This is a genomic window from Calditerricola yamamurae (assembly GCF_054654135.1).
Genome location: NZ_BAAIFH010000006.1, coordinates 920,885 through 944,146, shown reverse-complemented (window position 1 = coordinate 944,146; position 23,262 = coordinate 920,885). Strand labels below are relative to the sequence as shown.

General features: G+C 66.2%; 17 protein-coding genes and 1 pseudogene. 13 read left to right on the top strand and 5 right to left on the bottom strand.

What is annotated here, in order from left to right:
• Positions 1 to 75: 75 nt before the first annotated feature.
• On the bottom strand, positions 76 to 1,113 hold the full coding sequence (locus tag ACYQ0Z_RS10955; protein WP_459868001.1) for an aldo/keto reductase: 1,038 nt from the start codon (positions 1,111 to 1,113) through the stop codon (positions 76 to 78).
• A 168-nt stretch (positions 1,114 to 1,281) separates the two neighbouring features.
• On the opposite strand from ACYQ0Z_RS10955, the gene ACYQ0Z_RS10950 reads away from it, so the two are divergent.
• Complete coding sequence (locus ACYQ0Z_RS10950) at positions 1,282 to 2,367, top strand: quinone-dependent dihydroorotate dehydrogenase (protein WP_459867998.1); 1,086 nt, start codon at positions 1,282 to 1,284, stop codon at positions 2,365 to 2,367.
• A 160-nt stretch (positions 2,368 to 2,527) separates the two neighbouring features.
• Here the strand turns inward: ACYQ0Z_RS10950 and ACYQ0Z_RS10945 are convergent, their stop codons facing one another.
• Positions 2,528 to 3,781: an MFS transporter gene (locus ACYQ0Z_RS10945; protein ID WP_459867995.1), complete on the bottom strand. Its 1,254-nt coding sequence runs from the start codon at positions 3,779 to 3,781 to the stop codon at positions 2,528 to 2,530.
• Positions 3,782 to 3,966: 185 nt separating this feature from the next.
• Here ACYQ0Z_RS10945 and ACYQ0Z_RS10940 point away from each other — a divergent pair, with 185 nt between their 5' ends.
• The gene (locus tag ACYQ0Z_RS10940) at positions 3,967 to 4,242 is read left to right on the top strand and encodes a hypothetical protein (protein ID WP_459867992.1); all 276 of its coding nucleotides are present in this window, start codon (positions 3,967 to 3,969) and stop codon (positions 4,240 to 4,242) included.
• Positions 4,243 to 4,282: 40 nt separating this feature from the next.
• On the opposite strand, the gene ACYQ0Z_RS10935 is transcribed toward ACYQ0Z_RS10940, so the two are convergent.
• Entirely contained in the window at positions 4,283 to 4,879 is a 597-nt protein-coding gene (locus ACYQ0Z_RS10935; RefSeq protein ID WP_459867989.1) for a hypothetical protein, read from the bottom strand.
• Between the two features lie 126 nt (positions 4,880 to 5,005).
• On the opposite strand from ACYQ0Z_RS10935, the gene ACYQ0Z_RS10930 reads away from it, so the two are divergent.
• From ACYQ0Z_RS10930 to ACYQ0Z_RS10910, 5 genes and pseudogenes are all read left to right on the top strand, one after another.
• Positions 5,006 to 6,523: a carboxypeptidase M32 gene (locus ACYQ0Z_RS10930; RefSeq protein WP_459867986.1), complete on the top strand. Its 1,518-nt coding sequence runs from the start codon at positions 5,006 to 5,008 to the stop codon at positions 6,521 to 6,523.
• A 37-nt stretch (positions 6,524 to 6,560) separates the two neighbouring features.
• The gene (locus ACYQ0Z_RS10925) at positions 6,561 to 6,836 is read left to right on the top strand and encodes a YciI family protein (protein ID WP_459867983.1); all 276 of its coding nucleotides are present in this window, start codon (positions 6,561 to 6,563) and stop codon (positions 6,834 to 6,836) included.
• Between the two features lie 45 nt (positions 6,837 to 6,881).
• A pseudogene (locus ACYQ0Z_RS10920) lies at positions 6,882 to 7,196 on the top strand (DUF2203 family protein); the annotation flags it as partial.
• 13 nt (positions 7,197 to 7,209) lie between these two features.
• Positions 7,210 to 7,335 (top strand): DUF2203 family protein, encoded by a 126-nt coding sequence (locus ACYQ0Z_RS10915; RefSeq protein ID WP_459867980.1) that lies wholly within the window; start codon positions 7,210 to 7,212, stop codon positions 7,333 to 7,335.
• 163 nt (positions 7,336 to 7,498) lie between these two features.
• Positions 7,499 to 8,425 (top strand): superoxide dismutase, encoded by a 927-nt coding sequence (locus ACYQ0Z_RS10910; protein ID WP_459867977.1) that lies wholly within the window; start codon positions 7,499 to 7,501, stop codon positions 8,423 to 8,425.
• Between the two features lie 22 nt (positions 8,426 to 8,447).
• Here the strand turns inward: ACYQ0Z_RS10910 and ACYQ0Z_RS10905 are convergent, their stop codons facing one another.
• On the bottom strand, positions 8,448 to 8,951 hold the full coding sequence (locus ACYQ0Z_RS10905; protein ID WP_459867974.1) for a PCYCGC motif-containing (lipo)protein: 504 nt from the start codon (positions 8,949 to 8,951) through the stop codon (positions 8,448 to 8,450).
• A gap of 157 nt (positions 8,952 to 9,108) precedes the next feature.
• On the bottom strand, positions 9,109 to 10,620 hold the full coding sequence (locus tag ACYQ0Z_RS10900) for an aldehyde dehydrogenase family protein (protein WP_459867971.1): 1,512 nt from the start codon (positions 10,618 to 10,620) through the stop codon (positions 9,109 to 9,111).
• 308 nt (positions 10,621 to 10,928) lie between these two features.
• On the opposite strand from ACYQ0Z_RS10900, the gene ACYQ0Z_RS10895 reads away from it, so the two are divergent.
• From ACYQ0Z_RS10895 to ACYQ0Z_RS10870, 6 genes are all read left to right on the top strand, one after another.
• Complete coding sequence (locus ACYQ0Z_RS10895) at positions 10,929 to 12,935, top strand: sigma-54-dependent Fis family transcriptional regulator (RefSeq protein ID WP_459867968.1); 2,007 nt, start codon at positions 10,929 to 10,931, stop codon at positions 12,933 to 12,935.
• Positions 12,936 to 13,042: 107 nt separating this feature from the next.
• Positions 13,043 to 13,819, top strand: coding sequence for a DODA-type extradiol aromatic ring-opening family dioxygenase (locus ACYQ0Z_RS10890; protein WP_459867965.1), 777 nt, complete (start codon positions 13,043 to 13,045; stop codon positions 13,817 to 13,819).
• A 172-nt stretch (positions 13,820 to 13,991) separates the two neighbouring features.
• Positions 13,992 to 14,612: a DUF47 domain-containing protein gene (locus tag ACYQ0Z_RS10885; RefSeq protein WP_459867962.1), complete on the top strand. Its 621-nt coding sequence runs from the start codon at positions 13,992 to 13,994 to the stop codon at positions 14,610 to 14,612.
• A 4-nt stretch (positions 14,613 to 14,616) separates the two neighbouring features.
• Complete coding sequence (locus tag ACYQ0Z_RS10880; protein ID WP_459867959.1) at positions 14,617 to 15,597, top strand: inorganic phosphate transporter; 981 nt, start codon at positions 14,617 to 14,619, stop codon at positions 15,595 to 15,597.
• Between the two features lie 119 nt (positions 15,598 to 15,716).
• Positions 15,717 to 19,235 (top strand): PD-(D/E)XK nuclease family protein, encoded by a 3,519-nt coding sequence (locus ACYQ0Z_RS10875; protein WP_459867956.1) that lies wholly within the window; start codon positions 15,717 to 15,719, stop codon positions 19,233 to 19,235.
• The gene (locus ACYQ0Z_RS10870) at positions 19,189 to 23,190 is read left to right on the top strand and encodes a UvrD-helicase domain-containing protein (protein WP_459867953.1); all 4,002 of its coding nucleotides are present in this window, start codon (positions 19,189 to 19,191) and stop codon (positions 23,188 to 23,190) included. Before ACYQ0Z_RS10875 ends, ACYQ0Z_RS10870 begins: the two co-directional genes overlap by 47 nt.
• Positions 23,191 to 23,262: the final 72 nt, after the last annotated feature.

Genomic DNA, 23,262 nt, shown 5'->3' with positions numbered 1-23,262 from the left:
TCCATCAAAAAAAACGCCCTTCCGGCGGCCTTGTGCCACCCGGAAGGGCGTTTGCTTTTGCATCGGTCGCGAAACTTATCGTGCCGCGACGGGCGTGGGCTTGTTTTGGCTGTTGGCCATGGGCTGTTCGAGCAGCTTGTTCAGGCCGCCAACCCACAGTTCCTCGATCTTGGCCATCTCCTCGGCGGTCAGCGGCGGGCAGTCGACGGCTTGGGCGAACTCCTTGAGGTTCTCTTCGCTGGTGATGTTCGGCAGCACCGTCTTGACCGACGGGCGGGCCAGGGAGAAGAGGATGGCGGCCTGGCCAATCGTCCGTCCCGTGTCGGGCCCGTACAGGAATGACAGCTGGCGCACCGCCTCCAGCCCGGCCTCCATCCACTTCTTCGGGCGGTGGTTACGGTGATCGCTCTTGTCGAAGTGTTTGTTCGGGTCGTAGGAGCCGTCGAGGAGACCCGAGGCGTGAGGGACGCGGACGATCAGGCTGACCTGCTTCTCCTTGGCCACGGGGAAGAAGTCGCGCGCCGGGTCCTGTTCGAGCAGGTTGTTGATGATCTGCACCGAGGTCATGCCCGGCCGGTTAATCGCGGCGAGGCCCTCTTCGCGCCACCCCAGGTCGGGGCCGAGGGCGACGCCGTAGGCGCGGATCTTGCCTTCCTCCTTCAGCTTTTCGAGGGTCTCGAACACCGCGTCGTTCTGGATGACTTCCATGCGGCAATTGTGCAGCTGATAGAGGTCGATGTAGTCGGTGTTCAGACGCTTGAGGCTGTTTTCGCAGGCCATGCGGATGAAGTCGGGGTCCCACCGCTGGGGCAGCTCGGAATGGCCCTTGCGCTCGCCGGGGTAGGAGTAGATGTCGTAGCCGAACTTGGTGGCGATGACCACCTTGTCGCGCATGCCGGCAAAGGCTTCCGCCAGCATCGTCTCGCCGCGCCCCTGGCCGTAAACATCAGCCGTGTCAAAGAAGGTGATGCCGTATTCCTCGTAGGCCTGGCGCAGGAGCTTGATGCCGAGCTTCTCGTCGGTCACGCCCCACCACTTGGTGGCCACCGACCAGACGCCGAAGCCAACTTCGGATACCTCTATATCGGTGCCGTATAACTTCCGGTATTTCACCGTGGTCACCTCGTTTTTCCATTGGTGTATCACTTCTCATTGTACCACAACGGTTGGTGATTCGAAATGTGGCCATGGCAATTTTGTGGCGGGTGGTGTACACTCCCCATGAAGCCTTTTTCGTATCCACGGTTTTGCGCATGATGGGACGAATGGAGCGAAGGATGGATGTACCGATGGATCAGGCCGCTGTTGTTTCGACTTGACCCGGAGACGGCCCACGAGTGGGCGGTGGGGGCGCTTGCCACCGTGCAGCGTGTGCCGGGCGCGCTGGCCCTCTTGTCCCGCGCCTTTGCCGTGACCGATGCGCGCCTTGCGGTCACGCGGTGGGGCCTGCGCTTTCCCAATCCGGTTGGCCTGGCGGCGGGCTTTGACAAGAACGCGACCGTCTATCCGGCGCTGGCCGCTCTCGGGTTTGGGTTTGTCGAGGTGGGCACAATTACGCCGCGGCCGCAGCCCGGCAACCCTCGTCCGCGGCTGTTTCGCCTGCCGGAAGATGAGGCGGTGATCAACCGGATGGGGTTCAACAACCGTGGGGCGGAGGCGGCGGCCCGCTCGCTGGTGCGGCAGGTGTGCACCGTTCCCGTCGGTATCAACATTGGCAAGAACAAGGACACGCCCAACGAGGCGGCCCTCGACGACTATCGCCGCTGCCTGCGCGCGCTGTATGCCTACGGCGACTACTTTGTCGTCAACGTCAGCTCTCCCAACACGCCGGGCCTGCGCGCCCTGCAGCGCGCCGAGGCCCTTGGCCGCCTGCTCGAAGGGGTGCTGGACGAGGCGCGGTCCCTGGCGCGGGAGACCGGCGCACCGGCCAAGCCCGTTTTGGTGAAGCTGGCCCCCGACCTCGACGTGGAGCTGATGCGGGAGGTGGTGCGCGCCGCTCTCGACCAGGGTGTGGCCGGGTTTGTGGCCACGAACACGACCGTCGATCGCGCCGGGCTGAAAAACCGCGTTCATGCCCACGAAGCGGGGGGACTGAGCGGCCGCCCCCTCGAGGGGCGGGCCACGGAAATGGTTCGCCACGTGTACCGCGCGACGGAGGGACGGGTGCCGATTGTCGGCGTGGGCGGCGTGTTCGACGGTGCCGGCGCCTACGCCAAGATCCGTGCCGGGGCGAGCCTGGTTCAGGTGTATACCGGCCTGATTTACCGCGGGCCGGGGATTGTTCGGCGGATCAATCGCGAACTGCTTGCGCTCCTGGAGCGCGACGGGTATCGTACGATTGACGAAGCCGTGGGGGCCGATGCCTAGACACCGTTGACAGGGAAAGCATCGGCAGTCAGTGGCGGGATACGGCCGTTGGTGCCCAGGGCTAACGCACGGACGAAAAACGTCTCTTGCCCGTTTTGGCGGGCAAGAGACGTTTGTCTATGGTGGGCTACCGGATCGTCGAAGGGTCGCATCCCGCAAATCACGACGATGAAGCGCCTGTCGGGGCGCGGCGAGCCGCAGGGGGCGCTGGTCCCCCGAAGTCTTCCCACGTGGCCATCTGAGGCCAGCACACGCGCGCAAAATAGGCCCAGGCCATGAGCGTGGCCGCGGCGGTCAGGGCGAACGGCACCGTGGCCAGCTCGTGATAGAGGGCTTCACCGGTGGCCCATGTGCCCATGGCCGCGCCGACGTTGCGCGCGATGTTGCGCAGTCCGGCCAGGAGGTCGCGCTGGGCGTCGGGCACAGCCTGGAGGATCTGCCCGTCGGTGACGTTGGCCAGCAGGGTGAACAGGCTGCCCCGTATCAGAAAGAGGAGGACGAATAGCGGAACGGGCAGCGAGACGGCCAGGACGGCAGCGACAAGGGCATTGAGCGCAAAGAGGCGTCCGGCCGTGCGGAAGGTTCCCCATCGCTCCAGCAAGTAGGGGGCCAGCAGGGCGGAGAGGGAAGAGGCCAAGGCATGCACGGCCAGGAGGGTTGCAGTCGCGGTATCGTCCCCTCCCAGCTGTGCGCCGACGATGAGGTTGGCCAGCGGGGTCACCAGGGCGTAGAGCAAGCCGCTGAGGATGCTAAAACCGGTAAACACCCACACCGGGCGCGGCAGACGGGCGGCTCGGAGTGCACCGATTTCGTCACCACGGTGCGGCGCGGAAGGCAAGAGACAGGCGCGCGTCAGAGTGCACAGGGCCATCGCGCCGGCGGCGACCCACAGTTCGGCTTGGTAGGGAGTGCTGCCCGGCAGTGTACCGGCCAGGGCGCCGCCGAGATACGTGCCAAGGGCGGTGAAGGGCGTATACGCGACGAACATCATGCTGAACGCCCGCATACGCGCGCGGCCGTCGGTGCAGTAGCCATACAGCAGCGGTACTTCCGCGGTGAGAAGCAGCGCCAGGCCGATCCCGTAGACGGCTTGGGCCAGGGCCAGGGGGAGCAATTCCCGTACGGCGGCCGTTGCGGCGGTTCCCCCGCTCATCAGGGTGAGGCCCACCAGCAGCACCGCGCGGCGTCCCCATCTGCGGCAAAGCACGATTGCCGGAAGGGACGCGGCGCCCATCACCAGCGTGGAAAACGAGGTGACGCGTCCGATTGTTGCTTCATCATACCCGAGGGCCAGCAGGTGCAGGTTGAGCACCATGGCGATCAAGCCGACGCCGAGACCTAAAAGCGGTTCGCCCAGCAGAAAGCGCCGCACCCCGGGGGGAAGGGAGGCGAGGCTGCGCAGGTACGCGCCCACAGGCCGCCGCTCCTTTCGTAAACCGGATGGTTTCAGCCACGAAAAAAGCATACCACATCTTTCTACGATCGGGGAGGCACGAGGCGTGCCGATGGACGGCATAATCGCGGGGGAGATTGCCATCCTATTGAATGTTGGCGCGCGGATCTCCGCCGCCGGATCATGAAAGGAAAGGGAGGATTCCCATGCACCGGCAAAACCAGCAGCAACAACTGCAGCAACTGCGGCAAGCTGTCCAGCAGGTGCAGCAGGCGGTGCAGCAGGCGCAGGTTGCCGTCAATCCGCAGCAAAAGCAGCAGCAACTGCAACAGGCGCAGCAGCAGCTGCAGCAACTCACGCAGCAGTTGCAGCAAGCCCAGCAGAGCCTGGGTGCACAGCAGGTGCAGCCGGTTCAACAGCAACTGGCGCAGGTGCAGCAGCAACTGCAGCAGTTGCAGGACCACCAATCGCCATTGCAATAACGTGAACGAAGAAAAGTCGCCGGCCGGCGACTTTTCTTCGTTACTCGTTTTCCTTTGTCTTGGCCGAGATGACCCGGAACTGGCCGCGACGGTAATGGGGGCCGAAGAGGGTGGCTTCCCGCGCCCGGGGATAGTGTTGTTCCAGGCGGGCAAAAAAGAGGTCTGTCCACACCTTGGCCATCACGTGGAGGCGCTCGGCATAGTCTTCGTAGCGGGCAGCCCCTTCTTCGCCGTAAGCGTCGAGGTAATCGCCGACCGGCGTCTGCAGGTTGGCGCGAAAGGAAAAGGCCTGTTGAACGGTGCGGAACGCTTCTTCGTCCATGGCGAGGATGGGTTCGGCGATCACTTCTTCCAACGTCTGCAGCGCAGCGAGAAAGAACTCGTTCTTAGCCCCCTCCCAAAACGCCTCGCCCTGGGCAGGGTTGATGCGCTCCCACCAGTCGTCTTCGTGGTAATCGAACAGGGCGTCCAGGATGTAATTTTCGATCCGCTCCTGTGGCGTGTTGCCGAAGTCGTCGGGTCGCTCCTCGATCTGCTGGAGAACGTCGGGCCAGAAGCGGTAGGTGACGCGCAGTCTGCGTAGCATCTCCCAGAATGATTCGATCATCCATTCTTCCAGGGGCAGCACGGCCGACACCTCCTCCTTCAGTATAGCGAAACGGTACACGGGTGGCAGGAGATTTCCGGTTGGCCGCCGAAATCCGACTTCACCACAGATTTCCGCAGTCGACGCAGGAGATGCGGACAAAGGGAGGCGTGTTACGTGCAGACGACGTCACTGGAGACGCGCGTGCGCCGCTTTGCTGAACGCGTGCGTACGATTAAACATTATGAACGGGCCTTGGCCCTGCTCAGCTGGGACGCGCAGACGATGCTCCCCCGAAAGGGCGTGGAAGCGCGCGCCCAGGTGATCGGTACGCTGACGGAACACCAGCTGCGCCTGCTGCTCGACCCGCAGCTGGCTGAGGATGTGGAGGCGTTGACCGAACCGGAGGCGGCGGCGCGGCTCGAGGAGCCGACACGCGAGGCCGTACGCCTGGTAAAGCGGGAGATCGAGCGGCGACGAGCGGTTCCGCTGGAGTTGCAGCGCGCCTTTGCCGAGTTGACCACCGAGGCGGAGGCGGTCTGGGCCGAGGCGCGCAAGGAAAACGACTTTGCCCGCTTTTCGCCCTATCTCGAGCGGATTGTGGCGATGGTGCGCACCTTTGCCGACTGTTGGGGGTATGACGGCCACCCGTACAACGCGCTGCTCGATGATTATGAACCGGGCATGACGGTGGACAAGTTGGATGCGCTTTTTGGGGAGCTTTACCCGCCGCTTCAGGCGCTGCTGGATTGCGTGCGCGGGGCCGGGCCCGTTGACGCGGCCTTCCTGCGCCGCACGTTTCCCGTGGATCGGCAGCGCGCCTTCGTTGAGCGCGTGCTCGCCGACATGGGGTTCGATTTTGACGGCGGCCGCCTTGACGTCAGCGCCCACCCCTTCTGTACGGGCATTCACCCCGGTGACGTGCGCATCACTACCCGGTACAACCCGAACGATTTTGTTGACGCCTTCTTCAGCGCCCTGCACGAGGGCGGGCACGCCTTGTACGAGCAGCATCTGCCGACGGAGTGGGCCGACACGCCCCTCGCGGAGGGCGCCTCAATGGGCATTCACGAATCGCAGTCGCGTTTTTGGGACACGTTCATCGGCCTCAGCCGGCCGTTCTGGGAACGGTACTATCCGGAGGCCGCCAGCCGGTTTCCGGAGGCGTTCGGTGACGTCTCCTTGATGGCGTTTTACCGGGCGATCAATCGGATTGAGCCGTCGCTCATCCGCGTCGACGCCGACCCGCTTACCTATCAATTCCACATTTTGTTGCGGTACGAGCTGGAGAAGCAGCTCCTGACCGGCGATTTGGCCGTGACCGACCTGCCCGCGGCGTGGCGGTCGCGCATGCGGGCGTACCTGGGGATCGAGCCGCAGACCGACGCCGACGGGGTGCTGCAGGATGTGCACTGGTCGGCGGGGCTTTTCGGCTATTTCCCCACGTATACCCTGGGGAACCTCTACGCCGCCCAGCTGTATGACGCGATGCGCCGCGAGCTGGGCGACGTGGACGAGCGGGTGGCCCGCGGGGAATTTGCTTCGATCCGCGCCTGGTTGGCCGATCGCGTGTACCGGCACGGACGCCGCTACTTGCCCGAGACGTTGATCCAGAAGGCCACGGGCGAGCCGCCGACGGCGCGGCCGTTCATTGCCTTCCTGGAGGAGAAGGTGCGCGACGTCTACGGCGTCTGATCGCGCGCATCCCACTGGCCAGAGGAGGGAAACGTACGTGAAAGTCTATGCTGCCTTCTTGCCCATGCGCGATGCGGAGAAAAGCGCGGCCCTCAGGCCGCAGCACCTGGAGTACTTGGAGACCCTGGAGCGGGAAGGGAAGATCTTGGCCCGCGGCCCCTTCGCCGACGGGTCGGGCGGCCTTGTCCTCTACCTGGCGGAGTCGCTGGAGGAGGCAAGACAACTGGCCGAGGGTGACCCGTACGTCGTTCACGGGGCGCGGGGGCTTGCGCTGCACGAGTGGAACGTGACGGGCAAGCTGGTGGAAAGGTAAGGGGAGCAACCGCAAGCCCAGCCGTTTGCTGGGCTTGCGCTGTTGATGTGCGGAACAGGCGGGAGGAGGAAAGAGTTGTCCAAGGTGGAGAAACGGTTTTCCGTGGAGGAGGCGAACGCGCTGCTCCCGTGGTTGCGGGCGCAACTGGAACAACTCCAGCGCCTCAAGGGCGAGTACGAGAACAAATGGATGCAGCTCCAGCGGCTTCGCCGGGCTGTGGCCCAGTACGGGACCCGAGAAACAGATCCCTTTTTCCAGCAGGAAGCGGAGCTGGACTTCCTCAGCATCCAGGCCCGTGCCATCCTTGAGCGCATCCATCAAACCGGGGTTCTGGTGAAAGATATTGATTGGGGGGGTGGTGGATTTCCCGGCGATGGTAAACGGAAAGCCGGTGTTTCTGTGCTGGCGGTTGGGGGAAGATCGCGTCCGTTATTACCACGGCCTTTACGACGGCTTTATGGGGAGCAGGCCACTCGAGTCGGAGGGTGAGGACGGGTAGAGGGAGGGAGCGGCCCGCCCCTCTTTCGGATGTGCGCACACGACCGGATGCGACTGCCTGCGGCTTGTCCCCTCTCTTGAACCCCGTCGGGCTCCGGCTCATACCGTAAAGGAGAGTCGGTTTTCGACGGGGAAGCCGGAACACAGGCGAGGAGGGGATTGACGTGGTTGAACCGTTTCGCCCGCCTTCTGTCGCCGCAGGGCTGGAACGGCTCATCGCGTGGAGCCGGGATGTGGAGCGCGTCCTGCGCCAGGAGGCCGGCGGCCCGTCCCAGGCCGTGGAGGCGGGAATCGACGCCCTGCGCGCGATGCGCCGACAGGCGAGAGCGCTGCTGCCCCATGCGGTTGCCGGAGACCGGGCCGTACACGAGCTGATGCTTCAGGCGCGGCGTATCGGGGACCAGGTGGCGCGCTTGGGTGTTGCCCGGGCGGTCCCGGTGGCGGGAGAGGGGGGATTGCCCCGTCCCGTACCGATTGGTGGTCACACGCTGCCCCCGCTGCCGTATCCCTATGACGCGCTGGAGCCGTACATCGACGAGGAGACCATGCGCATTCACCACGATCGTCTCCATCGCGGATATGTCGAGGCGCTCAACGAGGCGGAGCGGGAACTGGCGCGGGCGCGCCAGTCCGGGCAATTTGCCCTGGTGAAATACTGGGAAGGGCAGCTTGCCTTCAACGGCGCCGGGCACTACCTGCATACCCTCTTTTGGGCGGGGATGTCGCCCCAAGGCGGTGGGCCGGCGACCGGCTCCATCTCCCGGGAGATTGCCCGCACCTTTGGCAGCTTCGACGCGTTCCGCGACCAGTTTTCCGCCGCCGCCGAAAAGGTAGAAGGGCCGGGGTGGGCGCTTTTGGTCTGGTCGCCGCGCGCCCATCGCGTGGAAATCCTGCAGGCGGAAAAGCATCAAAACCTGTCCCAGCAAGACCAGATTCCGCTGTTGGCCCTCGATGTGTGGGAACACGCCTACTTTCTGAAGTACCAGAACCGCCGCCGCGATTACATCGAGGCGTGGTGGCATGTGGTCAACTGGGACGAGGTGAACCGCCGTTTCGCCCAGGCGCGGCGCGTGCTGTGGCCGCCCTATTGACGGGACGGCGTTGCGAGGCGTGTCAGGATGCCGGCGGCTGGGGTGTCGGCGTAGGCGGGCCGTATTTTCCGTACTTGGCGTCAATGTGTTGCCGGATCTCCTGCGTCGATTTCCCGCTTTCTGCCAGGTGTGCCGCCTCCGCCGCGATGCGCAGGCAGGTGTCGCAGCGGGTGGCGTGGTCGTCCCAAATCACCGAGCCGTCCGGCCGGATCTCGTGGATGAAGCAGTCCAGGTTGCTCCGGTGTCCGGCCGACGGACCGCATCCGCACGTGCAGGGCATCCACCGCAGCACGTCGGCGTGCCGCCCGGCCAGGCGGTATGTCGCCCGGATCGGCTCGGGCTTGTCGTCCAAGAAGGTCGGCAGCGTGTCCACCGAGGCGGTCACCTCGCGAAGGTCACCATTCGGCGCCGTGTGGATGGCGGGGTTTGCGCCCTCGTGGGAACCGGCGCCGTTGGAACAGCCGGCCAGCAGGGTGCTGAGGAGCAAGGCCGCCAGCAGCGATTTGCCCTTGCCGCGTCGTGCCATGGCGCAGGAGCCTCCTTTCTCTCCATGCGTCGGGGTTGTTCGACGCCATTATACCAAAGCCGGTACCCGTCCGTGGGGCGTGCGGACGGACAATTTTTTGGCGGGAACCGCGAAACAACAAAGCCGAGCGGGCGACCGCCCGCTCGGCTTGTGCGCCTTACTCGATGTTCACCCACACCGCTTTGACTTCCGTATACAACTCCAGGGCGTAGTGCCCCATCTCGCGCCCGAAGCCGGATTGTTTGTACCCGCCGAAGGGCACGTTGGCGTCAAAGACGTTGTAGCAGTTGACCCACACGGTTCCGGCCTGCAAGGCGTGGGCGACGCGGTGGGCCTTGCGCAGGTCCGTCGTCCATACGCCGGCGGCAAGGCCGTATTCGGAGTCGTTGGCCCTCCGGATCACGTCGGCGAGCTGCTCTTCATCGTCGAAGGGCATCGCCGCAACGACAGGCCCGAAAATTTCCTCCTTGGCGATGGTCATGCGATCATGGACGTCGGCGAAAACTGTCGGCGGAATGAAGTAGCCGGGACCGGACTTGGGCTCGCCGCCGACCAGCGGTTTGGCCCCCTCTTCTTTGCCCTTGTTCAGGTAGCCGGTGACCCGTTCGAACTGTTCTTCCGACACCAGGGGACCGATTTCCGTCGTCTCGTCAAGGCCCGGACCTTGCTTCAGACGGGACGCGTAGTCGGTCAGGTCGGCCAGGAAGTTGTCGTACACCTTTTTGTGCACGAAGAGGCGCGACCCGGCGCTGCACACCTGCCCCTGGTTGAAGAAGATGCCGTGCAGGGCACCCTTAACCGCGCGATCAAAATCGGCGTCGGGGAAGACGATGTTCGGCGACTTGCCGCCCAGCTCAAGGGACACGCGCTTCAGGTTCCCGGACGCCTCGCGCATGATGATCTTCCCGACTTCCGTCGAACCGGTGAAGGCTACCTTGCGCACGCGCGGATGGCGGACGATGGCAGAACCCGCCGTCGGGCCGAAACCGGAGAGGATGTTGACCACACCGTCGGGGAATCCGGCTTCCCGGATCAGTTCGGCCAGGTACAGGGCGGAAAGCGGTGTCTGCTCCGCCGTCTTCAGCACGACGACGTTGCCTGCGGCCAGGGCGGCCCCAAGCTTCCACGCCGCCATGAGGAGCGGGAAGTTCCAGGGGATGATCTGCCCCACGACCCCGATGGGCTCCCGGCGGGTGTACGTAAAGAGGTAAGGGCTTACCGAGTTGGAAAGGGTATCGCCCGTGATCTTGGTCGCCCATCCGGCGTAATAGCGGAAGTGGTCGATCACCAGCGGCAGGTCGGCCTTGCGCGTCTCGCGGATCGGCTTGCCGTTGTCCAGTGTCTCCAGCTGCGCAAGCGGTTCCAGGTTCTCCTCGATGAGGTCAGCCAGTTTCCAGAGCAGGCGCCCCCGTTCGCTGGGAGAGATCTTCGACCACGGTCCCTCCAGGGCCCGCTCGGCCGCTTCCACTGCGCGGTCGACGTCGGCGGCGTCGGCCTCGTATACTTCACACAGGATTTCGCCGGTGGCCGGGTTGACGCTGGGGAACGTTTTTCCGGACGCCGACTCGACAAACTGTCCGCCGATGAACAGCTTCTTCGGAGCGTCGGCGAGAAACGCTTTCACTTTGGGGTGCAGTTCAACTGTGGAAGAGGACGTGGAAACGGACATGGCCATACCTCCTTGATCGTGGGATGTGCGCTTGAGGGGATTCGGAAGGGTGTTGCGTCTCTCCCCTCGCCACAAAATTACGAGCAAGTTGCGTGCCAACGGTTGTGGGGCGGTGGAGGGAGGGGCTGGCCGGCGGTGAAGGCACGCGCGAGGCGCGTTTCGGGACCGGCGTGTTCCGCAGGACCGGTTGGCCGGAGGGGGAACGGTGTCCCGTATTGAAACACCTGTCGCAAAAAACGACACCATTGTGTTCAGAATGTTTGATACAATAACAAATGCACGCCGATCATCCGAAAGGGGGATGGTCGATGAGCCTCGAGGCTTCCTGGCAACGGAGCCGCCGGTTTGGCGTTCACCCGGAGCGGGTTGAGCCGGTGCTGCTTTCCGAAGCGGAACTTCGTCGCCGGCGCAACGCCCGGGGGGAGTTTTTGCGCGAAGCGGACGGGTGGCTCCAGCAGCTTTATGGGTGGGTGAAACAGTGGGGGGCAATGGTACTGGCAGCCGATGCAGACGGCGTGATCCTCGACAGCAAGGGTGATCCCGTTTTCTCGAAAGACGCCGCCCGCGTCCATCTGGCCAGCGGTTCCGATTGGAGCGAGCCGGTAAAGGGGACAAATGCCATCGGGACGGCGCTGGCGGAAAAACGGGCGGTCGCCGTTGTCGGCGACGAGCATTACTGCAGGGAAAACCGCTTCTTGTGCTGCGCCGCGTCGCCCGTGTTTGCCCCGGACGGCTCGCTCGTCGGAGTTCTCGACGTCAGCGGGTACGCCGGTGCCTATCATCCGTTCGTGCTCACGGTCGTGAGCCTGACCGCGCAGGCCGTGGAGGAAGCGCTGGTACGCCGGCGGGCGAACCGGCACCTGCTCCTGCGCATCGCGTCGGATGCGCTGGACTGGCATGCCGTGGTGGCCGTCGATCCTGACGGAAGAATCGTTTGGGGCACGCACGGCGCCTACGCCGGTCCACTGGGCCGGGTGGCGGGCCGGCTGTGGCACACCGTTTTTACCGTCCCCCTCGCCGATGTGGAGAAGGGGGGGCGGCACTCCCTGGTGGTCAAACCGGGAGAGGGGCCCGGGTTTTGGTGCGAGGTGCTGGATGACCGCCGGCCGCGGTCCTTCGGTGTCCCCACGTTCGCGTCCCTGTCGGATGAGGGGGAAGCGGGCCGGTCGAATGCCGAGGCGGGCGGTCAAGAACTGCCAAGGGATGCGGCTTCACCCGGGTCCGTGGCGCCTGCCGTGACGCGGCGGTCGGGGAGGCCAAGGGATACGGTGCGTCGCGAGGCATGGGCGGCCCGTTACACCTTTGACGACCTGATCGGATCCGACCCCGTCTTCCTGAAAGCGCTATCGACTGCTCGCAAAGCGTCGCGCACCGACGAGCCGGTATTGCTTCTCGGGGAAACGGGGACGGGGAAGGAAATGTTGGCCCACGCCATCCATCGTGCCAGCCTGCGCGCCGACGGCCCTTTTGTTCCCGTTAACTGCGGGGCGATACCCGAGAGCTTGCGGGAAAGCGAGTGGTTTGGGTACGAAAAGGGCGCGTTTACCGGGGCAAGCCCGCAGGGACAGCCGGGCAAGTTCGAACTGGCCAACGGAGGCACCCTTTTCCTGGACGAAATTGGCGACATGCCCCTTGAGGCCCAAGGGGTGCTGCTTCGCGTGTTGCAGGAACGGCAGGTTGTGCGGTTAGGCGGGCGCCGCCCGATTGCCGTCGATGTGCGCATCATTGCCGCTACCCACCGCGATCTGTGGGCCGAGGTCAGGGCGGGACGGTTTCGTGCCGACCTCTTTTACCGCCTGCAGGGGGTGGTGATTACCCTTCCGCCGCTGCGCTTGCGCCGTGACCGTGTCGAGCTGGCCGAACGGCTTCTCGCGGGCATTGCCGCCGAGCGGGGCTTGCCTTCCCTATCGCTGACCAATGCCGCCCGCTCCCTGATTGCCGCCCACCCCTGGCCGGGGAACGTTCGCCAGCTGTACGCCGCGCTGCGCCAAGCGGCCTGGGAAGCGGAACAGGGGTGGGTGGATGTGCATCACTTTCCGGAGTGGGTATGGCGGGAAATGGCCGGCGAAGGGGCCGCCGAGGCAGCCGCGGCGGCCGAAGGCGCGGGGAAGAAACCCGGTCCCGGCTTGTTTTCCGCGTCTCTGGCGACGGACGTTCAGACGACGCCTCCGCTCGTGGACCTGGAACGGGAGGCGCTGTTGCGCGCCCTGCAGGCGACAGGGGGCAACAAGTCCAAGGCCGCCGAGCTGTTGGGCATCAGCCGTAGCACGCTTTATCGCAAGTTGCGAACATTCGGGTTCAGGCCGTCTCGTTGACGCAGGAGCGACGCTGCCCTTTAACCTGGTGGTCGGGATCCCGATCGATTTCTGGCTGGCCAATGTGTGGTAACGGCTGCCGATGCCGCGGGGAAGGAGGATGTCCGGTGACGTTGCCTACCTTGTTTGTGGCCCACGGCGCGCCGACGCTCGCCGTGGAGGACAGTGCGTACGCCCGCTTTCTCCGGCAGCTCGGCGACGCGTTGGAGCGTCCGCGCGCGCTTGTCGTGTTTACCGCCCACTGGGTGCATCCGACGCAGCAGGTGAGCGTGGCGGCGCAGCATCGGTTGTTGTACGATTTTTACGGGTTTCCGGAGGAACTGTATCGGCTCACGTACCCCGCACAAGGTGATCCCGAACTGGCGCGGGAGATCGCGGAGTGCCTGGCCCAGGTGGGGATCGCCTGTTCCCTCGACGCGGAGAGGGGGTTGGACCACGGCGTGTGGGTGCCGCTTCGCCTCTTGTACCCGGAGGCCGACGTTCCCGTCGTGGCGTTGTCGGTTAACCCAAGCCTTCCGCCGGAGGAGCAGTATCGCATTGGGCAGGCGCTGATGTCCCTGTGTAATGAAGGCGTGCTGATCATCGGCAGCGGCGGGACGGTGCACAACCTGTTCGCCCTGGATTGGGCGGCTCCGGCGGCGGCGGCGTCGTGGGCGGTGCAATTTGATGACTGGCTGGCGCAGGTGCTTTCGGTATGGGATTTGCCGACGCTCTTTCGGTACGCGGAGCTGGCCCCGCACGCCCAGCGAGCGGTGCCGACAAGCGAACACTTCGTTCCGCTGCTCATTGCCATGGGGGCGGCCGATGGTGTCCAGCGCGCCGCGCGCTTGTACCAGGCGTACCAGTACGGGTCGCTCAGCTTGGGCTGCTGGCGGTTTGGATGAGGACATGGGAAAAGCAAAGCCGTTCGGCATCGCCGAACGGCTTTGTGCGTTCTGGATCATGTTAAGGGATTGTTAAGGAATCATGAAGTCTTTATTTAGGTCATTTTGCGTTTGCCCGCTTTCCCACTATCATAGAAGGGGTGGACAAGTTTTCGCGTGGGAGGAATCAACCTTGTTCTTCAACCGGTCCAAAGACGAGCTGTTCTACCAGACGCTCATCAACGCGGCGCTCAACATCGTCGAGGCCGTGCAGCTGTTTAAGGAGAACGTGGAGACGCTGCGCGAAAAGGAGGTTTACGCGGAGCGGCTGAAGGAACTGGAATCGAAGGGCGACCAGTACACCCACCTGCTCATCAAGGAGCTCAACCAGACGTTTATGACGCCCCTCGATCGCGAGGACATCTTGCAGCTGGCGGTGAAGCTGGACGACGTGCTGGATGGGGTGGAAGCCTGTGCCTCGCGCTTTGTCTATTTCCGCGTGGAAACCACGACGCCCTACCTGGTGCAGTTCGCCGACATCTTGGTCCGTTCGGCCCAGTTCCTGCACGAGGCCTTTGTTGCGCTGAAAAACCGCGACTACGCGACGATTCGCAAGATCAGCGTGGAACTCAACCTCCTGGAGAACGAAGGCGACCGGCTGATGCGGGAAGGGGTGGGACGCCTGTTTGACAGCGCGACCGACCCGATCGAGCTGATCAAGATGAAGGAGATCTACGAAAAGTTGGAGGACGTCACCGACAGTGTCGAGGATGTCGCGGACGTCCTGGAAAGCGTGGTCATGAAGTATGCTTGATCCAATGGTGTTGCTCGTTCTGGTCGTCGTGCTGGCCCTTTTCTTCGACTTCACGAACGGCTGGAACGATTCGGCCAACGCCATTGCCACGGTGGTGGGTACCCGCACCCTGACCCCCATGAAGGCCGTCATCCTGGCGGCCATCCTCAATTTGGCTGGCGCGTTTTTCTCCACGGCGGTGGCGAAGACGATCGGGGGGGACATCGTCGATCCCCATGGCGTGACGCAGCTGGTGATCGTGGCCACCCTGATTGTCGCCACCCTGTGGAACGCGGTGATGACGCTGCTGGGGTTGCCCATCAGCGCCTCCCACGCCCTCTTCGGATCACTGATCGGCGCGGCGGTGGCCTACAGCGGGATCGACGTGTTGCAGACGAAGGGGTTAACGAAAATTTTCCTCGCCATGATCCTGTCGCCCCTCCTCGGCGGGGTGCTGGCGTATGTTCTTATGAAGCTCATTAAAAACCTTTTTGCCAATGTCAGCCCGTCGCGGGTGAAGCGCATTTTCCGGCCGCTGCAGATCTTTTCGGCGTCATTCATGGCCTTTAGCCACGGAACCTCCGACGCCCAGAAAGCGATGGGCATCATTACCCTGGCCTTGGTGGCGGGGGGCGTGCAGGATTCCCTCGAAGTACCCTTCTGGGTCATCCTGGCTTCCGGTCTGGCCATGGCGACGGGGACGGCCGCGGGCGGCTGGCGCGTCATCAAGACGATGGGCCTGCGCCTGAGCCGCATGGAGACGCCCCACGGGTTTGCCGCGGAGACGGCCGCATCGCTGCTCCTCACGACGGTGGCCAAAATCGGCATCCCCGTCAGCACGACGCACACGATCACCGGCGCCATTGTCGGTGTGGGGGCGGCCGAACGCCTGCGCAGCGTGCGATGGGGCATTGCCGGGAAGATCCTCTACGCGTGGATCTTTACCCTTCCGTGCACGGCCGTTGCCGGCTTCGTGGTGTACAAGCTGCTGAGCGTGCTGGAATAAAGCGGGTCACATCGAGAGGGACGCGGTCCCTCTCTTTTTTTGTGGCCGCAGGTGACAACGACATGCCGAGGACCGCGCGAATGGTATAATGGGGGAAAAACGGGAACGGAGGTTCGCCGGTGCCGCTGCGATTATTGCTTGGACGTGCGGGAAGTGGCAAAACCCAATGGTGTCTGGACGAGATCCGTGCACGGCTGGAAGCGGATCCGGGTGGACCGCCGCTGTTTTACGTGATCCCGGAGGCGATGACCTTTCAGGCCGAGCGGGCTCTGGCGTCGCTTCCGGGACTTGGCGGCTTCGCCCGTGTCCGCGTGGTGAGCTTTTCCCGCCTGGCGCAGGTCGTCCTGCAGGAGGTGGGCGGATCGGCGCGCCGGCGGCTGGATGGCGCGGGGCTGGCCCTGGCCGTGCGCCGGGCGATGGAAACGTCCCGCGACGCCCTCGGATCCCTGGGGCGTCTGGCAGATCACCCCGCGTTGATCACGCGGCTGGCTTCCTTGTACCGCGAATGCCGCCGATCGGGTATCGCGCCGGAGCGACTGGCGCAGGAGGCGCGGGCGATGCGGGAGGGCGGTGATGAAGCGGAGGCGCGCCTGGCCGGCAAGCTGGACGCACTGGCACGTCTGTTTGGGGAAGTGGAGCGGTTGCTTGCCGCAGCGTATGAGCTGCCGGAAGATGCTTTGTGGCGGTGTGCCCGGCGCCTCGGGGAAGCCGCCGTGGTGCGCGAAGCCGAAGTGTGGGTGGACGGCTTTGCCGCCTTTGCCCCCCACGAATGGGCCGTCCTGGAAGGGCTCATTTCCCATAGCCGCGGCGTGACGGTGGCGCTGTGCCTGGATCCGCGCGGTCTGGACGACGAGGCGGAGGCGGATGAGCTGGATGTGTTTGCCCCTGTGCGGGAAACGGCGCACGCGCTGTGCGCGCTGGCGGAGCGGCGCGGCGTTCCGGTCGAGGTGGTTGCACTGCCCCAGGGCCGGCGGTTGCCCCGCTTTGCCCGGCGCGACGACCTGGCCCACCTGGCGCAAGCCTTTGAGGGCTGGCCGGCGTCACCCTACTCCGACGTTCCGCGCAACATTCGGCTCTGGGCGGCGGCAAACCGCCAGGCCGAGGTGGAGAAGGCGGCGCGGGAAATCCTGCGCCTGGTGCGCGAGGAAGGGTACCGCTGGCGGGACGTGGCGGTGCTGGTGAGTGACGAGGAGGCCTATTTCCCGCACCTGGCGCGCGTGTTCGCCGACTATGGGATCCCCGTCTTTTTGGACGGGCAAAAGGCGTTGCGCCATCATCCCCTCGTGGAGCTGCTGCGGGCGGCGGCGGATGTCGTGGCCCAGGAGTGGGCCCACGAGGCCGTCTTCCGCTGTCTGAAAACGGACCTGTTGTTTCCCCCGCGTGAGGCGGGGAACATCTCGACCCTTCGTGAGCAGGTGGCACGCCTGGAGAATGTCTGCCTAGCCCACGGCATTGAGGGGCGCGCGTGGACGGTGGCCGAGTCGTGGCCGGAGCTGGGTGCCGACCCCGAACTCGACGACCTGCGCCGCCGGCTCACCGCCCCCCTGCGGGTCTGGGAGGAAGCCCTTTCGGCGGCCACCACGGTGCGCGATGTGGCCGCAGCCATCTTACGGTTTCTCGAGGCCTCCGGCGTTCCGGATCACCTGGCCCGGTGGGCGGCGGAGGCCGAGGCGCGCGGCGACCTGGACGAGGCTCTGGAGCACGCCGATGCCTGGGAGGCGGCGGTGCGCCTGCTCGACCAGCTTGTCGCCCTGATGGGCAGCCTTCGCCTCGGCGCGCTGCCGGTTGTCCGTCTCTTCGTGGCGTGTCTGGAAAGCGCAACGGTCCGCCGCATCCCGCCGTCGCGCGACCAGGTGCTGTGCGGCCGATTTGACCGTTCCCGCGTCTCCAACGTCAGGTGCGTCCTTTTTCTCGGCCTCAACGAGGGGATGCTGGAGCCCCATGGGCATGTCCGCGGCCTGCTGGCGGATGAGGAGTACGAGCGGCTGCGCGCGCGCGGCGTGGTGTTGGCCCCGACCGTCTACCGGCGCCTTGTGGAGGCCCAGCTTGCGGTGTACGAGGCGCTGGCGTCAGCGTCCCACCGCCTGTACCTCAGCTTCGCGTTGGCCGACGAGGCAGGGAACGCGCTCCAGCCGGCAGCGGTGGTCAAGCGGATCCGGACCCTTTTTCCCCGCCTGGCCGAAGCGGCCGTGCCGGACGCGTCCCCGACGGCCGGCACACCGGGCGGGGAGGCCGGGGACTTCCTGTGGCGTCCGTCGGTGGTGCTGCGCGGCCTGGCTGTTCAACTGCGCCGGGCGCAAGACGGGCAGCCCGTCGATGCCGTGTGGTGGGATGCCTACAACTGGCTGGTGGCCCATCCCACGTGGGAAGGCCGCGTGCGCGCGGTAGCCCGGGCGGCGGTGCACCGCAACGAAGAGGGGCCCCTGGCGGAAGAGACGCGTCGCGCCCTCTACGGACCGGTTCTGTCGGTGAGCGCCAGCCGTCTCGAGGCCTTCGCCGCCTGCCCCTTCCGCCATTTTGCGGCGTATGCCCTTCGCCTGGAGCCGCGGCGTCTGGCCCGGTTGGAGGCCGCCGACGTGGGGACCCTGCTGCACGCCGCCTTGCGCATTGCCGTGGAACGGCTGTGGGGTCGTGGGGGATGGGCGGCGGCAGATACCGGAACCTGCCGGAGCCTGGCCGCAGAGGCGGTGGCCCTGGCCGCCCGGGAGGTGGGCGTGGCCGCGCGCGTTCGCACGCACCGCCTGGGCCACCAATTGCGGGTGCTGACGCGCGTGGTGGCGGACAGCCTGTCGGCCTTGGCCGAACAGGGGCGCCGGAGCGCGTTTCGGCCGGTGGCCTTGGAGGCGGCCTTTGGCGCGGGCCGGTCGCTACCGGGCTTGCGCGTGATGCTGGCGGATGGGACCGCGGTCGAGCTGGTTGGGCGCATCGATCGCGTCGATGTTGCCGACGTTGGGGGCAAGCGGTACGTGCAGGTCATCGACTACAAAACGGGCGCGGCGTCGATGACCCTGGCCCAGGTTGTTCACGGCCTGGCCCTGCAGCTCCCACTGTATCTCGAAGTGGCACTGGCCGCTGCCGAAGGGGAAGGGCGGGAAGCCGTGCCTGCCGGGATGTTCCTCTTCCATCCCCATCGTCCCCTCGTCGACGACGCGGTGGCACAGGACGAGACCGAACGAGACCGCCTGCGCTTGCGGGCGTTCCGGCTGCGCGGGTTTGTGACCGCCGACGCGGAAGCAGCGGACCTGCTGGACGGGCAGTGGGCCGGCGGGTACTCCGATGTGGTCCCGGGTTACCGCAAAAAGGACGGCACCATTAGCGGCCGCGGCACCGACACCGTTCTCACCGCGGACCAATGGGCCGTGCTGCGCCGGTTTGTGCGGGCTAAGGTGACCCGCCTTGCGGAGGAAATGGCCGGCGGCACGGTGGCCATCGCCCCGTACCAGCTCAAGGGACAGCGGGCGTGTGCCCGCTGCCCGTACCGGCCGGTGTGCCAGTTTGACGCGCTGATTGACGCCCCGCGCGTGCGCCTGTTGCCCGACGTGGGCGGAGAAACGGCCTGGCAGCTCATGAGCAAAGAGGGGAGGGAAGGGGATGCACACCGTGCCCCCCAAGCCGGAGGGCAGCACGTGGACCGATGAACAGTGGCAGGCCATTTGCCTCCGCGGCGAAAATGTGCTGGTGACGGCCGCGGCCGGTTCGGGGAAGACGGCGGTGCTCACCGAGCGGGTGGTGCGCCGGCTGGCCGACGAGGCGGACCCCGTTGACGTGGACCGCCTGCTCGTGGTCACCTTTTCCAACGCCGCGGCGGCGGAGATGCGCGACCGTATCGCGTCGCGCCTGGAGGCGCTCCTTGCCGCCAACCCGACGTCGCGCCACTTGCGCCGTCAGTTGGCCCTGTTGCCCCGGGCGGCCATCACGACGATCCACGCCTTTTGCCTGGACGTGGTCGAGCGCCACGCGGACGCACTGGGTCTTCCCCCGGTTTTTCGCGTGGCCGACCCGATGGAGGCCCTCCTCCTGGAGGACGAAACGCTGGAGGCGGTACTGGAGGAAGCGTATCGGAGGGTGGACGGCGACCCGTTTTCCCGTCTGGCCGACTGGATGGGGAGCGCGCACGGTGACGCGTCGCTCAAGGCGCTGGTGAAGCGCGTGCATGCCTTTGCGCGCAGCCATCCGTGGCCCGAGGTGTGGCTGGAGGAGGCCGTGCGGGCGTACGAGGAGGCTGACGGCGAACGGGTGGCCATCTGGCGGCGCGAGTGGGCGCGCCACGCGCGGGCGGAACTGGTTGGTCTCCGTGACGCCCTCCGGTACGCCCTGACCCTGACCCGAGAGCCAGGCGGTCCGGCGGCGTACGCCGAGGCGTTGCAGGCCGATCTGGCCCTGCTCGACCGGCTTGTCGCCAGCGCCGGCTCGTGGGAGGGCCTGACTGCCGCCCTGGAGGACGTGACCTTTGCCCGCCTCAAGTCCGTTCGGGGCGAGGTGGACGAGGCACGGAAGGCGCGCGTCAAGGCGATTCGCGATCGGGTGAAGAAGCGCATCGATGCGCTGCGGGAGGTCTTCCGCGCGCACCCGCCCGGGGCGGATGTGGACGACCTGCGCAACATGGCGCCGGTGGTGCGCGCGCTGGTGGAGCTGGTCCGCGCCTTTTCCGACCGTTACAGCCGGGCCAAGCGCGAGCGGGGCCTCGTCGATTTTGCCGACCTGGAGCACGGCGCCCTGAAGGTGTTGTGCGAGCCCGCGGAAGCGCCGCATCGCCTGGTGCCGTCGGCCGCAGCCCAGGCCTTGCGCCGGCGCTTTGTCGAGGTGCTCGTCGACGAGTACCAGGACACCAGCCGCGTCCAGGAGGCCATCCTGCGCCTGGTGGCGCGCGACGGAAGCCGGTTTCTGGTCGGCGACGGCAAGCAGAGCATCTACCGCTTCCGCCAGGCCGACCCGACCCTCTTCGTGGCCAAATCGCGCGCCTATCGCCCGGTGAGCGCCGGAGGGTCGGCGCCGGCGTGCGAGGACGGTGAAGGGACGGTTTTCCCCGGCGCGCCCGCGCGCCGGGATGGCGACGTCGAGGCGGATGCCCGATGGGTCGTGGGAACCTGCGCTGCGGACTGCGAGCGGGAGGCGGAGCGCGGGGTGCGCATCGACCTGGCCCGCAATTTCCGCAGCCGGCAGGAGGTGGTGGACGCGACGAATTTCCTCTTCCGCCAGCTGATGGACGACGAGGTGGCCGAGGTCGCCTACGACGCTCGGGCCGAGCTGGTGTGCGGCGCGTCCTACCCGCCGGCAGACGGGAGCGACTTCACCTGCGAGCTGGTGGTGATCGACCGGGCGGAAGGGGAGAGGGGGATGGACGGTGTCGGCGGCGCGGCGGAAAACGGATCGGGCGGCGAAAACGGTGTCGGAGACGGGAGCGCGACGGATGGCGAGGCAGACGTCGCCGATCTGGAATCGGCCCGCCTGGAGGCGCGGGCCATTGCCCGCACCATCCGTGCGCTGATGGGCCAATCGGGCGCTCCTCCGCTTCAGGTCTTTGACAAGGAACAGGGATCCCTGCGGCCCGTTGCCTATCGCGACATTGTGGTGTTGCTGCGCGAAAGCCGCACCTGGGCCCCGCTCTTGGTCGAGGAGTTTCGCCTTCAGGGCATTCCGGCCTGCGCCGAGCTGTCCACCGGGTATCTCGACGCCACGGAAGTGCAGGTGGTGCTGTCCCTTCTTGCCGTTCTCGACAACCCGTACCAGGACATCCCCCTGGCGGCCGTGCTGCGTTCGCCGATTGTGGGGCTTACGGCCGACGATTTGGCCCACATTCGCCTGCAGAAGCCCGACGGCTCTTTCTATGAGGCGGTCAAGGTCTGTGCCGCGCTGGCGGATCCGGCGCGCCCGGACCTTTCTGCTCGCCTGCGCGCCCTGCTGGCCGATCTGGACCGCTGGCGGACGCTGGCCGTTCGCAAACCCCTCGATGCCCTGCTCGACGCCCTGTACCGGGAAACCGGCTATTTTGAGGCTGTGGGTGCAATGCCCGGGGGATCGCAGCGCCAAGCCAACTTGCAGGCCCTGCTGGCGCACGCGCGCCAGTTCGCCAGGGCCGGCCATCACGGCCTGTACCGCTTCCTGCGCGTGGTGGAGGCCCTCCGCGCGCAGGGGGAAGACTTCGGGGCGGCACGGCCCCTGGGGGAACAGGAAGACGTCGTCCGCATCCTCACCATCCACAAGAGCAAAGGCCTGGAGTTTCCCGTCGTGATTGTAGCCGGACTGGGCAAGCGGTTTAACGAGCAGGACGAGCGGGAGGCAGTGGTGCTGCACCCCCATCTGGGCTTGGGGGCGGCGTATGTCGACCTTGAGGCGGGTGTGCGGCGAGCAACACTGCCCCAGCTGGTGATTCGCCAGCGGCTGAAGCGGGAACGCCTGGCCGAGGAGCTGCGCCTGCTCTACGTTGCCTGCACGCGGGCGCGGGAGAAGCTGGTTCTCGTCGGGACCGTGGGCAACCTGGCCAAGGCGGCGGACAAGTGGGCGCGGGCCGCCGAATCGTCTGGCTGGCTCCTGCCCGCCGCCGAGCGCGTGGCGGCGCGCAGCTTCCTGGACTGGATCGCGCCGGCCGTCCTTCGTCACCGCGACGGCGCGCCCCTGCGCCGGGCGGCCCAGGTGGAGCCGTCCGTTCCACCTGCCGTGTGGAGCGACGCGTCGCGGTGGGCGGTGCGCCTTGTTCCGGCATCTGCGCTGCGCAACGAGCCGTCGGCTTCCGCCCAAGCGGATGCCGAATGGGTGAGGGCGGCGGCCGAGGGGCGCCCGGTACCCGTTTCCTCACCCCAGCGCGACGCGGTGGTGGCGGCCTTGGAATGGCGGTATCCCCATGCCGAGGCGGAGGGACAGTGGGCGAAGTTGTCCGTGTCGGCCCTCAAGCGGAAAGGGGAAACGGAAGGGGATGTTGCCGCGGAGTGGGAGCCGGCTGGTGAGGGAGCGGTTGGCGCGGAACGGGCGGAATTGCCCGGCAGGCGGCCGTTTGCCCGGGTGGCGCAGGCCTTTGCCCAGCGGCCGGCCTTTGCCGCTCCCGCCGCCCTGTCCCCTGCCGAGCGCGGTCGTGCCGTTCACGCCGTGCTGCAACGGCTTGACCTGGATGGCCTGCTGGATGAGGAGGCCATTTGCGCCCAACTGGAGGCGCTGGTCCGCAGCGAGCACCTGACCCCCGAGCAGGCGGAAGCGGTGGATGTGGCGGAGCTGGCCGCGTTTTTCGCCAGCCCCTTGGGACAGCGCCTGCGCGCGGCCCGGCGCGTGTGGCGGGAGGTATCCTTTACGATAGCCGTGCCCGCACGCGCGTGTTATGGCGCTGAGGAAAAAGGCGACGCATCGCCGGCCGAGGATGTGGACGCCGGGGACCTCGTCCTCGTGCAAGGCGTCATCGACTGCCTCTTCGAGGAGGACGGCGGTCTGGTGCTGCTCGACTACAAGACCGACCGCACCGACGCGCTCCCGGACGAGGCAATCATGGCGCGCCATCGCGCCCAGCTGGTGTGGTATGCACATGCGGCCTCGCGTATCTGGCGGCGGCCGGTTCGCGAGCGGTACCTGGTCTTGTTGGACGGATGCAGGGCCATTCGGATCTAAGGACGTCACGAACTTCCCCGGGGGAGCCCTGGGGATGGAAACGAGGGAACAGGTCAGGGGGAGACGGCGGCG